The organism is Vibrio sp. dhg (genome assembly GCF_003443775.1).
GTDB classification, from domain to species: domain Bacteria; phylum Pseudomonadota; class Gammaproteobacteria; order Enterobacterales; family Vibrionaceae; genus Vibrio; species Vibrio natriegens.
In genome coordinates, this window is the sequence record NZ_CP028943.1 from 1,770,568 (window position 1) to 1,783,534 (window position 12,967).

The following is a 12,967-nucleotide window of genomic DNA, read 5'->3' on the forward strand; positions in this document are numbered from 1 at the left end:
ATATTAGGTTTAAGCGGTAACATAACAAGACGCTACGGCAAGTTTGAGTCCAGTATCGAACTGGCTTCGGAAAGTGGCTAGCTCCACAAAATACGAGCTATGATCTGGTTCTAATGAACTGTTATTTTCTAGCTTTTACTCCCCCTGATTTGATAGGAACATCATGGTCAACTCCAACCAAATTCTGCTGTTTGTCGATGTCGTACAGCAAGGCTCGTTTTCCAAAGCGGCAGCGCTCAATGAGATGGATAACTCCTCGCTCTCTAAACAGATCAAGCGTCTTGAGAGCGATCTGGGCGTGCAGTTACTGAATCGCTCTACGCGCTCATTTTCGATGACCTCAGCCGGTGAGGAGATCTTCCGTTACGGACTAACTCTGCGCAACACCTTGCAAGAGATCCAACTCTCCGCAGATGCCTATCAGGAAAAACCCAAAGGGGTCCTGCGTATCACGTCGCCCAGTTATTTTGGTCATCAATATTTACGGCCAGTGATCACCGAGTTTATGCGCGCCCACCCCGATGTGCAGATCCACCATTCGTTGGACGACAGAAAATCTGACATTATCTCTGATCATTACGATCTCGCCTTTCGCTTTAGTAAGTTGTCCGACTCAAGCCTGATCGCCAAGACTATCGCCAAATCTCACTTTATCTTAGTGGCTGCAAACCGCTTTGTTAAAGAGTATGGTTTGCCAGCCTCGCCGAAAGAACTCAACGCTCTGCCTGCGGTGATCTACAGCAATAATGATGTCACTTTGGATACTTTTACTATCAGTGAAACTGCCAATGGCGAGGATTATCAAGAGTATAAGATGCAAGGACGCTATCGGGTTAATGATGTGCGCACCCTGATTGAAGCGGTCAGAGATGGCGTCGGTTATGCGCGTCTTGATGCCTCAAACCTGTCGCAACCACTCTCTGAGCTTGGATTGGTACAACTGCTTCCCAAGCACAACATTGTCACGCAGGATAAGGCTATTTACGCCCTCTATCCGCACCGTAAACAAACTCGGCTGGTTCAAGCGTTTATAAGCGCAGTAGAGGCATACATAGGCAACCCACCACGCTGGCTTGAGTATATCGAGGCCAAAACTCCGCTAAATGAAGATAAAAAAACCACCCAAGCTGAATGACTCGGGTGGCTTAGTGATTCTATCTTGTTTTATTAATTACAGGGTAACCAGAACATCTTCTGCTGCAAGGCGAGATTTAGGTAAACCGTAGTTGTAGTCTTCGCCTTCAAGATGGTACCCCATCGCCAGTGCAAACTCACATACGTAGCCATCAAGCTCTTTCTCGAAGATTTTGCCGATCATCTCAGGATCGACGCCCTCCATTGGTGTTGAAGCAATGCCAAGGCGTGCCAACACATGCAGAGTATTACCTAGGGCAATGTAGGTTTGCGCTTTAGTCCAGTGACCATTAAAGCCAAGTTCATTGGTTTGTGACTCTGCAAATCCGAATGCTCCATTGAGCATGTTGTCATACATCTCTGCTGGTAAGTGACCTGAAGAAACTTCCACATCGACGACTTTGCGATAATCATCTTTGGTAAACTTCGGGTTGTGTGCAAACAAAATGATGTGTGACGCTTCTTTCGCGTGCGGTTGATTAAACTGGTGCATGTTCGCGAAAGTATCGTGAAAACGTTGCTTCGCTTCATCGCTCTCAATCACGATGAACTTCCATGGTTGTGAGTTGATCGAAGACGCTGACAAACGGATCGCTTCTTTGATTACATCCATATCTTGTTGTGAAATACGCTTACTTGCGTCATATTTTTTCGCTGTGTAGCGACGATTCAAATCTTGGATGATTTGATGTGACATTTATAATTCCTTATTGCGTTACCGATGCGGTGCATATTACCTATCACGAGGTAACAGAAACAGAGCCATTTTGGCCAATCATTATGGATAAAATTGTCCATAATTTCTTTTGAGCAATCTATGTAATAGCGGGGTGGGATTCTTCAGTTGGCAATTTACCTGTTGTCGAAGCCTACCGCCCCCCCAACTTCAGGCGGTTTTCCTGCCTCTCTAGGGTTAATTATCAATTAATTAACGAAACCAAGTACGGTTTGTTGCTTGTTAAGGTGACTACTTAAAGCTTGCTGAGCCATGCTCTAACCAAGTTTAAATTGGCATACAAACTGGGGTACAAATTGTGTTTTTCACTCAAAAACAACTTGAAACCTACATCACACTTTTGATAGATTACCTGCGTTAGCGAAAGCTAACTATCTGATTATCTGAAACTTTTTAACAATTTAGTAACATTTGCTAAGTTTATGAATCATTTTAGGTAATTGTTCCGATGAAGACTGCAGGAGAGTGGTTATTAATCAAATTTTAATTTTTGACTAGCATAACCTGCCGAAGAATTAACTATTTCAGGTGCTACTTAGGTAGCGGGGACTGTAGTTGGAGGAACCTCTGGAGAGAACCGTTTAATCGGTCGCCGAAGGAGCAAGTCCTGTGTTATGCACAGGGTGAAACTCTCAGGCAAAAGGACAGAGGAGTGGAAAGTTGTAACCTAACTATTTGGCGTTCCCGTCTTTTAAATAGCTTTGTTCTATTAGAGATCTTGTATCTCGCCCTTTCCCTCTTCTCCTTATTAGTTGTTTTATTAAGGGGAAATCATGAACGACCTACAATCTTTACTTCAAACCATCGATAACTTTGTCTGGGGTCCACCACTACTGCTTTTGCTTGTGGGTACCGGTGTTTACTTCACTTTTAGCCTCGGCTTAATCCAGTTTAAACATCTACCGACCGCGTTAGTGATGGTATTTAGTAAAGATAAGTCATCTGATAAACAGGGTGACGTTTCTAGCTTTGCAGCATTATGTACTGCACTTTCAGCCACTATCGGTACTGGTAATATCGTTGGTGTTGCTACTGCAATTAAACTTGGTGGCCCGGGTGCCTTGTTCTGGATGTGGCTTGCTGCACTATTCGGAATGGCAACCAAATACGCTGAGTGTCTACTTGCAGTAAAATACCGCCAAGTTGATGATAAAGGCCAAATGATCGGTGGCCCGATGTACTACCTACAATATGGTGTAGGATCTAAAGCACTGGCGATCATGTTCGCTGTATTTGCTTTAGGTGTGGCTTGTTTTGGTATCGGTACTTTTCCTCAAGTGAACGCGATTTTGGATGCGACAGAAATTTCTTTCGGTGCTAACCGTGAGCTATCTGCTTTCATCCTGACTCTATTAGTCGCTTTTGTCACTTTAGGTGGTATCAAATCGATTGCTAAGGTCGCTGGTAAAGTTGTACCAACCATGGCTGTATTCTATGTATTGGCGTGTCTAAGCGTGATTATCATGAATGCAGACCAACTACTGAACGCTATTGAATTAGTGTTGGTATCAGCCTTCACTTCTACTGCAGCAACAGGTGGTCTCCTGGGCGCAAGCATCATGCTGGCTATTCAATCGGGTATCGCTCGAGGTGTATTCTCAAACGAATCTGGCTTGGGTAGTGCACCAATGGCGGCGGCGGCAGCGAAAACAGATTCTTGTGTCAAACAAGGTCTGATTTCCATGACAGGTACCTTCTTCGATACCATCATCATTTGTACTATGACCGGTCTTGCTCTTATCCTGACTGGCGCATGGCAAAGTGACTTCTCTGGCGCAGCAATGACGACCCACGCTTTTGCGGTTGGTTTAAATGCTGACACCTTTGGTCCAATGCTGGTATCAATTGGTCTGATGTTTTTCGCCTTTACAACCATTCTTGGTTGGAACTACTACGGTGAGCGTTGTGTCGTGTTCTTGTTCGGCACTAAAGCGGTACTGCCATACAAACTGATTTTTGTTGGTTTAGTCGCTTCAGGCGCGTTCCTGCATCTGGACATGATTTGGATTCTGGCTGACATCGTAAATGGACTGATGGCCATTCCGAACTTGATCGGTTTGATTGCGCTCCGCCAAGTCGTTGTAGAAGAAACCAAAAGATACTTTGCGCACGTCACATCGGCTATGGGCGATAAAGTGACGGCATAGTTCTTTACCAATTTAGAAACGTTAATAACATGATGCGAAGCCAACCAGCTTCGCATTTTTTATTCCTGGTTACTCAGACTGAAACAAATACTTCACCAAATCAACATTCAACCCGTTCTACACTTATGCCAGTCTGCACAATTAGATGATTTCGTTTTCGTTAAGGAAATCGATTAGTGCAGCGGATCGTTATTCGAACATCAAGTGCATTAAGCAGAGTGCGACGTTGTCAACTGGCGATAATGATCAAGTCTTTATTTTGAATGGTATCACTTCAAATCCTATCTGAGCATCGAGATGACTGGACACATTCCTCGTGAAATACAGCACATAGAGCAACTCGCGGAGCAATACCCTCAGCATATACGCTTACACCTTCTTGACGACGTCTATTATAAAGATAAATCGCTACCGATTTATGCGCTTGAATTAGGCTCAACGGACAGCTATGCGCCGTGTCTGATTTTTACTGGTGCGATTCATGGTGTTGAACGTATCGGTAGCCAGATAATTCTCGCCTTTCTGAAGAGTTTGCTAAGACGGCTGGAATGGGATCGACAACTGAAACAATCTCTCGATAACTTGCGTATCATCGCGGTGCCCGTGGTTAACCCCTGGGGAGTCGCTCTAAAAAAACGTGCAAATCACAATGGCGTGGATTTAATGCGCAATTCACCGATCAATAGTGATAACCCTGTTTATCAACTTTATGCCGGACAAAGTTTTAGCTCCTGTTTACCTTGGTATCGAGGAAATCCAAGCCAGATGGAGCAAGAGCTACTGGCGTTGTCACGCTACGTTCTAGATATTACAAAGCAGTCTCGTACCACCATTCTTTTGGATCTTCATAGCGGATTTGGTACTCGCGATCGACTGTGGTTTCCTTATGCCCATCACACAAATCCTCCGAGTAACCTAGCTCAGTATTATCTACTGTACAGGCTGTTTCGCAAAAGCTATCCACACTATGAACTCTATCAGTTTGAACCTCAGTGGCATCAATACACCACTCATGGTGATTTCTGGGACTGGATGCTGATCCAACATCAAGCGCAATCCGAGCATCATTTTTTGCCGCTGACCCTAGAGTTAGGATCATGGCTGTGGGTGAAGAAAAACCCAATTCAAATGCTGCGATTTAGTCAGCTTTTTCATCCAACCAAATCCCACCGTATTAAACGTGTTCAGCGCCGTCACAGCACTTTTTTAAGCTATTTAATTCAGGTGCTTAATAATGATTTGATACCAAACATGGATGCGAATGTAGAAAAGAAATATACAGATAAGGCAACAAAGCTATGGTACCGATAGTATTATTGAGAGGGTTGCTAAGAGAGAGTGGTCATTGGCAAAGTATGCTCAATGCACTGACAAAAATCTCACCAGAGTTGATTATCATCACACCTAACGTACCTGGGAATGGTGAAAAATATTGTGAACTCAGCCCGCTGAAGATTGAACAGATGCTCCCATCCATGCTCGAGCAACTCCCTGGCCAGTGTGAACGTTATCATCTGGTCGCCATTTCAATGGGGTCCATGCTGGCCAGCCACTGGGCACATACCCTACCCGATCAAGTTGCCAGCTTAACCCTGATCAATCCGAGCTTTTCTCGTTACAGCCCGTTTTGGCGCAGAATCAACATCTATGCGCTGTTCAGCATCGCAGTTTCTAGGTTAAAAGGAAGCGAAGCTTTCCAACAATCGATTCTCAAATGGACCAGCCCAGTCAGTGTCAATCAGCCAGACGCTCTCGCACACCATATCAAGCTCGCTCAACAACACCCAGTCAGTGTCAGAAATACCATTCGCCAGCTTTGTGCGGCAGCTCAGTTTAAAGGCCAAAGTCTACCACCCGCTTGCCCGAGCCAAGTTATCGTCAGCACAGCAGATAAACTGGTTGATAGCCGATGTGGGGAAGCCATTGCTAAAGCCTGGCAAAGCGAAATAGTACATTTTGATTGTGATGCGCACGACTTACCATTAGCACAGCCCCAAGCACTTACCAATTACCTGCTCCATTGGCTAGAGCGTGTTGAACTGGTGAAACATGATTCCTAGTCGGATTGGTTTGATTACCAAGCGGTTTTCTTCTAACCATATCCCTTAGTGATAACCTGATTGCGTTTCATTGACGAATTAGGGGTTTATTTCGAGCAACATAGGCTCCACTTTATATGAACGAAGAAAGAAACTCTGAGGTCATATGCCATTCCCACGAATCTCCATCTTAGATCTAGCGCCCGTTGCAGAAGGCTCCAACTATACGGAAACCTATAAAAAGTCGGTATCCCTAGCCCAACATGCAGAAAAACTGGGCTACCACCGTTTTTGGCTGGCAGAGCATCACAACATGCCAGACATAGCCAGTGCAGCGACTTCAGTGCTGATGAGTCATATTGGCGCTCAAACTGAAAGCATTCGTCTTGGTTCTGGTGGCGTCATGCTTCCAAATCACGCGCCTTTAGTCATTGCAGAGCAGTTTGGCACATTAGAAGCTCTGTATCCGGGGCGTATTGATCTCGGACTAGGACGAGCGCCGGGAACCGACTACCCGACCATGCATGCCCTGCGCCGAGACCCAGAAAGAATGGACCCGGACTTCGCTGAATTACTCGAAGAGTTACAGTTCTTTATGGGCCCAGTATCCAAAGGCCAACCTGTAAAAGCCTGCCCTGGCGCAAATTCATCGGTTCCAATTTGGTTATTGGGCTCAAGTACGTATAGCGCGCACCTTGCCGCCGTTAAAGGACTTCCCTTTGCCTTTGCTGCACACTTCGCACCAGATGCAATGCTACGCGCGTTGGACATTTATCGAACGAATTTCCAACCATCAGAGCAACTTGATAAACCTTACGTGATGATTGGCGTTAATGTGGTCGTTGCCGAGACCACTGAAGAGGCCAATTATTTAGCGACGACGGAATATCAGAAATTCTTGCAGTTGATCCGCGGTGGCCAAGGTAAAATTCCTGCCCCTGTTACCGACATGGATCAGCTCTGGCAACCACATGAAAAACATCAGGTCACTCATCAGCTAAGAGAGTCGATTCACGGTGACAAAGCCCTTGTATTGGAGAAACTCAACTCGCTGTTAGAACGTACTCAAGCGGACGAAATCATTGCCCACTCAATCATCTTTGATCACGAGAAAAAACTGCGTTCTTATGAGCTGCTCGCTGAGCTAAAAAGTGAACAAATGCAGTAACCAGAATAAAAAAGAGCGACTAACCAGTCGCTCTTTCACTTATCTGTATAAAGACTACTTGTCTTCTAACATCAACTTAATGCCAAGCCCCACCAGCACTACACCAGTCGTGCCTTCCATCCAGTTCATGAAACGTGCACTTTTAAGTAAGTTTTTCGCCGACGTTAACGCCCCTGCCAAACCACATTGCCAAACCATGGCGATAACAAAATGGATTGCCGCCATAAAGGTCGACTGTAAAAACGCCGAGCCTTCTGGATTGATGAACTGTGGTAAGAATGCGAGATAGAAAACCGCAGTTTTCGGGTTTAAAACATTAGACAAAAATCCCTCTCTCAATGAACGAGAGAAGCTGAATTCGTGACGGGTAATTCCCCTAGAAGCATCTTGCGGTGCTGCCGTGTTGTTCCATAACCCTTTCAGCGTCGTAAAGCCTAAGTAGATAAGATAAGCCGCACCGACCATTTTAACCATATGGAACAATTCTGCAGACTGGGCAAGGATCGCAGAAATACCGATCGCGGAAAATGTCGCGTGAACAAATAACCCAAGGCAAATACCAAGGCTAGTGACCGCTCCATCAGTAAATCCACCCCGCGACGAATTACGAATGACTAACGCGGTATCCAATCCCGGAGTGAGCGTCAGTATGGTTATAGCGATTAAAAACGCTTCAAAATTTTGTATCAAGCTTACATCCACCAAGCAAAGAGAGAAACTTCTCCTTTATTGTCATATTTACGCTGTCATTTCAATGAATTTTGATTGCTTACCCGTAAAATCCTTTCACAGATGTTGATAAAACAAATTGGAATAAATCCAACTTTCTGCGTGAATAACTTGGTAAGCCTTTGTAGGGTTGGTAAACTTTTGTTTTCTATAGTCATGGAAGGCGGCACATGAGCGCATTCGAAAAACTCAAAAAACACTCATTAAAACTCTCAAACTTTCAACACCTCGCGGCAATCTGCGGCTGGGACCAAGCGGCGGTTATGCCAAACGGTGGCAGTCAGGCTCGCTCAGAAGCCATGGCAGAGTTGTATGTTCATATGCATAACTTACAAACGCAGCCACAACTCGCAGACTGGTTTGCGCAGGCAGAGCAAGAGACGCTAAACGCTCAAGATAACGCGACGCTTCGCGAGCTAAAACGTAACTGGCAGCAAGCGAATGTTCTGCCAGAAGACCTGGTGCAAGCAAAATCGCTAGCGGGTTCTAAGTGTGAACATGCCTGGCGTACTCAACGTGGTGAAAATGATTGGCAAGGTTTTGAAAAGAACTGGGCAGAAGTCGTCAAACTGTCTCAGGAAGAAGCCCAAATCCGTGCTGAAGTTACTGGTCTTTCCGCTTATGATGCAATGCTTGATATTTATGAACCGGGTACAACCACTGCATCATTAGACGCTTTATTCAGCGACGTAAAAACTTGGCTTCCAGAAATGATTAACCAAGCGATCGAAAAGCAATCTGCTGAGAATTTCATTGAGCCTAAAGGTACCTTTTCGAGCGATACACAAAAAGCCCTGGGTTTGGATGTGATGAAGCTTCTGCAATTCGATTTCGAACATGGCCGACTCGACGAAAGTGTCCACCCATTTTGTGGTGGCGTTCCCACTGATGTTCGTATCACCACGCGCTATGATGAAAGCGAGTTTGTGCAATCTCTGATGGGTATTGTTCACGAGACAGGTCATGCTCGCTATGAGCAAGGTTTGCCGAAATCTCTGGCTGGCTTACCGTCTGGACAGGCTCGTTCTATGGGAATTCACGAATCTCAATCTTTGTTCTTTGAGATGCAGATTGGTCGTAGTAATGCGTTTATTGAGCACTTAGCACGTCTTGCTGGCGCTCACTTCACCGATCACGATCCTAAGTTATTCTCTCAAGACAATTTCCAAAAGCTGTACACGCGAGTAAAGAAAGACTTCATCCGTGTCGATGCCGATGAGATGACCTACCCTGCTCACGTTATCTTGCGTTACGAGATCGAACGTGACTTGATGAATGGTGTGATCAAGCATACCGACGTCCCTGAGTTGTGGGTTCAAAAGATGCAGGCCTACTTGGGCTTATCAACCAAAGACAACTACAAAAACGGCTGCATGCAGGATATACATTGGACCGATGGCGCATTCGGGTACTTCCCAAGTTACACATTAGGTGCGATGTATGCGGCTCAGTTCATGGCGGCGATGAAGAAAACGGTGGACGTTGACGGTGCTATCCAAAGTGGTGATTTAAGCCCTATCTTCACTTGGCTGTCAGATAATATCTGGAGCAAAGGCAGTCTCTTCACAACTGAAGAGTTAGTGCAACAAGCGACAGGTGAAACTCTGAATCCAACCCACTTCAAACATCACCTGGTCAATCGATATTTATAAGAGCCAGTAGTTAGGTGTCCGACTGGGCACCTAACTCAGAAATCACATTAGGCTTGAGCCAAATACTGACTCTCCACCCCAATAAATTGGCGTACGCCGAGCTTTCTGGCGGTCGATGAACTGGATGAAAATCGATTCAGAAAAAATACTGAAATTACAAATACAACAGCGTTAGTAAAAAGGAAATACCATGAAATTTGCGATGTTAGGTGCAGGAGGCATCGGTTGTTATTTTGCAGCCCGACTCATTGATGCTGGCCATGAATGTGTATTAGTTGCAAGGGGTGAGCACTTAGAAGCATTACAAACTAATGGACTGCATCTGGAGCACCCTGACTTTCAGTATCATTCTTCGGTTGAAAGCACTGACGTGACCGGATTATGTCAAGGCTATTCTTGTGACCATTTTGATTTGTTAATCCTTGGCGCAAAAAGTGGCGCAACAAGTTCAATGCTTGATGAAATGAAGCCTTGGTTAGCACATGGAAGCACGCCTATGTTGTCCATTCAAAACGGAGTAACCAATGAGGAACACATTGAGCTGCAAGTGGGACGAGAACGAACAATTGGTGGGTTAGGAAATTATATCAGTGGCCATATTGAAAGTCCGGGACATGTAAAAGTACAAGGAGCGGGACAAATCGAGTTTGGCGCGTGGCCGAATACAGAAAGTAATCCAACAATGGCTGAGCTTTGTCATACATTAGAAGCTGTTTTTAAGGGGGCTGGCATACAGACTCGTCTTTATGAAGATGTCCGTTATGCGCTATGGCGAAAACTCGTTTTGAATAATGGTGTCAATCCTCTGACCGCATTGACTGCTCAAAAAACAGGTTTTGTAACCACAGACCCTATTTTAAGTCGTACCGTTCGCAACATGATGGAAGAGACGGCTCGCGCTGCAAATGTGGCTGGCGTAAAAATATCCGCTGCTGATGTAGAAGAAATGTTTGACTTAATCAGCAATTTTGGCGACATCAAAACTTCCATGCAAGTTGATATGGAACGTGGTCGTAGTTTGGAAGTAAACGAAATCTGCGGGCCGGTGATCGAGTATTGTCGAAAAATCAGCCAACCTGCAGAAACGACTGAACTGATTTACAGGTTATTGGTAAACGCCGACGAGTTAAACATAAAACCCATACAATTCTGACGTAAACCTATCGGACTAGTTGACGGCAACAAAGCCTGAAACATCATCTGCGCCGATATCGCGTTCACAAAATCAGTCCTGTAGTAATTTGAGAGTAAAAGTCCTCCTGAGTAACAAAGGACATCCAATGATGTCCTTTGCCTTACACATCTCTAGTTAGGCTTTTTCTGCCGCGATGGCTTGTGCGCTCCGTTCAAGAGTCAGTTGAATGCGTTCACACATACCAGTCAGTATGTCTTTCTGCTCCTGCAAAAAACCAAATTCATCCAGTTTCGACAACAGTGACTCATTGGCAAGCTGAAACCTCGGGTCTTCTTTACCATGAAAAGCGCTAAGGTATGCATTCGCCAGCGCCTCCTGCCAGAATTTCAAAGATGAATCCAATTGATTATCTGCGACTCTTCGAATAATACGATGCAATCGCATGGAAACATGACCAAAATTTAATCCGGTTAACGCCAGGTCTGTAACGTTTCTCTCTGAACTGAGTGCTTTATCATAAGTCGAAATTCTTAATAACCGATCCCCCATTCGCGCATTGAACCACTGCTCTGGCGCGGTGTGCTTATCCATGTCAATAAGATCACGTTGAGTCGCTTTCATCAGACGAGACTGCATGAGTGGTAAACTTGGGCCTGTGACTAATTTAAAAATCCAGTAAAGCACCGTTACACCAACAAAAATGGCCATTCCATTACTGATCGTCGTGTTAATGGTTAGTGCCCGGGTCATATCTGTACTCGGCATAACGAAGGTAGTAAAAGGGATACAGATGCCAAGACCGTACGGTAAGGTTGCTCGATTCGCTAACGCCAGCAAGCCTAAGAAATATGGACCAGCCAGTATGAGCACTAACAGCTCAAAATCTTTACTGCTTGCCGCGACTAACGGCAGTGCATAAAAAACGGCCAATGGTAAGGCGATAACAATACCGACCAATAACCGCTTCAACACTGTGGTAAGAATAGCCATTGGTAAGCGAGCCATCATAATAGAAAATACCACAGGCAGTATCATAATCATCATGACCGAGGATGAGCCCGTCCCCACCCAGAGCCCGGCGCCAACCAGAAATAGCAACACACTGCGAAGCCCGGTAGTAATACCGACCAACGGATCACGATGGCTTTGGAAACTCGGTGCATTCAAATTGGTCGTCTCTTTGCTGGATAACTTTGCATAACCTTTCAGCAACATAATCAACTCAGCACTCAACTCAAGAGCAATCTTAAGTAACCGTTTTTGCAGCGGAGTTTTCTCACTAACCTGATTGGCATATTCCATCTGCTTACGGCGCAGTGACTGGACAATAGCGTAGCACTCATCATAATCTCTTGAGGCTGCCATTTGCGTAAAGCTCGTCCGCATCGAGTCCAGTACTGGCTCAAGAACCTCGCCGACAAGCTCCGGATGGCGACGTTGTAAACGCCCGAATATCTGCACCAGAGCCAATAGCGACAACACGCTATTACCAATCGAATTGGCAGCTCTGCTTTGACCTAAACCTTCCGGCCCTTCAAAGCTCACTGCACTAGAGTCATCACTCAGAGCCGTCACCGATTCGAGTATACTATCGATTGTCTGGTGACGTTCCTGGTGAGTACCATTTTTATCCAGCTCAATGACTAAATAGCCTAACGTCTGGTTAATCACGTTCCTCGCGTTGACTACCAGACCATCTTTCACTTTCACTGGCCAAATCAGTTTACTGACCAGAGTTGCGCAGATAACACCAATGACTATCTCACTAATTCGGGCCTGAGCAATGTCGAAAACGCGCTGGCTGCTCGCCATCTCTGGCTGAATCATAACAAGCAAACAGACTAAACACGCTGTCATGCCAGCCATCGCAAAGGCGTAGACTAAATTCTGGCGGCGCACCATTGCTGATAGTCCAGAGTTGATGCCCAACCAGAGCGCCAATAAGCCGAGTGCTATTTCAGGGTAAGGTGCGAACCATTGAAGAATTGTGATACCGACAAACCCGCCAACCAGTGTGCCGATAATCTGGTACATGCCCTTTTCAACAACCAAACCACCCTCAGGGCGAATTTGCAGAAATACCGCACCAATTAACGCCCAATACGGTCGGTCTAGATTCAGGAACATGGCGATGTACAGAGACAGCGCCATCGCAATCACGCCCTTGATAGCAAACTTTATCGCCTGTTTGTCAGGGAAAATTAGACTATTAAACAGTGCTTGCATG

Annotated in this window: 10 protein-coding genes and 1 riboswitch; of the genes, 7 read left to right on the forward strand and 3 right to left on the reverse strand. The window is 45.4% G+C overall.

The features are described 5' to 3' along the window. Positions 1-163: 163 nt before the first annotated feature. Positions 164-1,135 (forward strand): LysR family transcriptional regulator, encoded by a 972-nt coding sequence (locus DBX26_RS08145; protein ID WP_118118664.1) that lies wholly within the window; start codon positions 164-166, stop codon positions 1,133-1,135. A gap of 36 nt (positions 1,136-1,171) precedes the next feature. On the opposite strand, the gene DBX26_RS08150 is transcribed toward DBX26_RS08145, so the two are convergent. Then, a complete protein-coding gene (locus DBX26_RS08150; protein WP_118118666.1) occupies positions 1,172-1,831 on the reverse strand; it encodes a nitroreductase family protein in 660 nt (219 codons plus the stop codon). 596 nt (positions 1,832-2,427) lie between these two features. Beyond that, a riboswitch (glycine riboswitch) is annotated at positions 2,428-2,528 on the forward strand. A 115-nt stretch (positions 2,529-2,643) separates the two neighbouring features. Between DBX26_RS08150 and DBX26_RS08155 the strand changes: the two genes are divergently transcribed. The 4 genes from DBX26_RS08155 to DBX26_RS08170 all read left to right on the forward strand — a co-directional run bounded on the left by DBX26_RS08155 (position 2,644) and on the right by DBX26_RS08170 (position 7,224). Continuing rightward, complete coding sequence (locus DBX26_RS08155) at positions 2,644-4,017, forward strand: sodium:alanine symporter family protein (RefSeq protein WP_118118668.1); 1,374 nt, start codon at positions 2,644-2,646, stop codon at positions 4,015-4,017. Positions 4,018-4,314: 297 nt separating this feature from the next. Next, positions 4,315-5,328, forward strand: a complete 1,014-nt coding sequence (locus DBX26_RS08160; RefSeq protein WP_118118670.1) for a DUF2817 domain-containing protein — start codon at positions 4,315-4,317, stop codon at positions 5,326-5,328. Then, positions 5,316-6,077: an alpha/beta fold hydrolase gene (locus tag DBX26_RS08165; RefSeq protein WP_118118672.1), complete on the forward strand. Its 762-nt coding sequence runs from the start codon at positions 5,316-5,318 to the stop codon at positions 6,075-6,077. The genes DBX26_RS08160 and DBX26_RS08165 overlap by 13 nt, the downstream gene beginning before the upstream one ends. Before the next feature lie 145 nt (positions 6,078-6,222). Further along, a complete protein-coding gene (locus DBX26_RS08170; RefSeq protein WP_118118674.1) occupies positions 6,223-7,224 on the forward strand; it encodes an LLM class flavin-dependent oxidoreductase in 1,002 nt (333 codons plus the stop codon). Positions 7,225-7,278: 54 nt separating this feature from the next. Here DBX26_RS08170 and DBX26_RS08175 read toward each other — a convergent pair whose 3' ends face one another. Next, complete coding sequence (locus DBX26_RS08175) at positions 7,279-7,914, reverse strand: LysE family translocator (RefSeq protein ID WP_024373076.1); 636 nt, start codon at positions 7,912-7,914, stop codon at positions 7,279-7,281. Between the two features lie 209 nt (positions 7,915-8,123). Between DBX26_RS08175 and DBX26_RS08180 the strand changes: the two genes are divergently transcribed. After that, positions 8,124-9,605, forward strand: coding sequence for a carboxypeptidase M32 (locus DBX26_RS08180; protein ID WP_118118676.1), 1,482 nt, complete (start codon positions 8,124-8,126; stop codon positions 9,603-9,605). A 190-nt stretch (positions 9,606-9,795) separates the two neighbouring features. Then, positions 9,796-10,758: a ketopantoate reductase family protein gene (locus tag DBX26_RS08185; RefSeq protein WP_118118678.1), complete on the forward strand. Its 963-nt coding sequence runs from the start codon at positions 9,796-9,798 to the stop codon at positions 10,756-10,758. A 156-nt stretch (positions 10,759-10,914) separates the two neighbouring features. Here DBX26_RS08185 and DBX26_RS08190 read toward each other — a convergent pair whose 3' ends face one another. Beyond that, entirely contained in the window at positions 10,915-12,966 is a 2,052-nt protein-coding gene (locus tag DBX26_RS08190; RefSeq protein ID WP_118118680.1) for an FUSC family protein, read from the reverse strand. Position 12,967 lies beyond the last annotated feature (1 nt).

Bases quoted from the DNA above. Each gene is read 5' to 3' on its own strand.
- DBX26_RS08150 (WP_118118666.1), bottom strand. From the start codon at position 1,831: ATGTCACATCAAATCATCCAAGATTTGAATCGTCGCTACACAGCGAAA.
- DBX26_RS08160 (WP_118118670.1), top strand. From the start codon at position 4,315: ATGACTGGACACATTCCTCGTGAAATACAGCACATAGAGCAACTCGCG.
- DBX26_RS08190 (WP_118118680.1), bottom strand. From the start codon at position 12,966: ATGCAAGCACTGTTTAATAGTCTAATTTTCCCTGACAAACAGGCGATA.
- DBX26_RS08145 (WP_118118664.1), top strand. From the start codon at position 164: ATGGTCAACTCCAACCAAATTCTGCTGTTTGTCGATGTCGTACAGCAA.
- DBX26_RS08155 (WP_118118668.1), top strand. From the start codon at position 2,644: ATGAACGACCTACAATCTTTACTTCAAACCATCGATAACTTTGTCTGG.
- DBX26_RS08170 (WP_118118674.1), top strand. From the start codon at position 6,223: ATGCCATTCCCACGAATCTCCATCTTAGATCTAGCGCCCGTTGCAGAA.
- DBX26_RS08165 (WP_118118672.1), top strand. From the start codon at position 5,316: ATGGTACCGATAGTATTATTGAGAGGGTTGCTAAGAGAGAGTGGTCAT.
- DBX26_RS08180 (WP_118118676.1), top strand. From the start codon at position 8,124: ATGAGCGCATTCGAAAAACTCAAAAAACACTCATTAAAACTCTCAAAC.
- DBX26_RS08185 (WP_118118678.1), top strand. From the start codon at position 9,796: ATGAAATTTGCGATGTTAGGTGCAGGAGGCATCGGTTGTTATTTTGCA.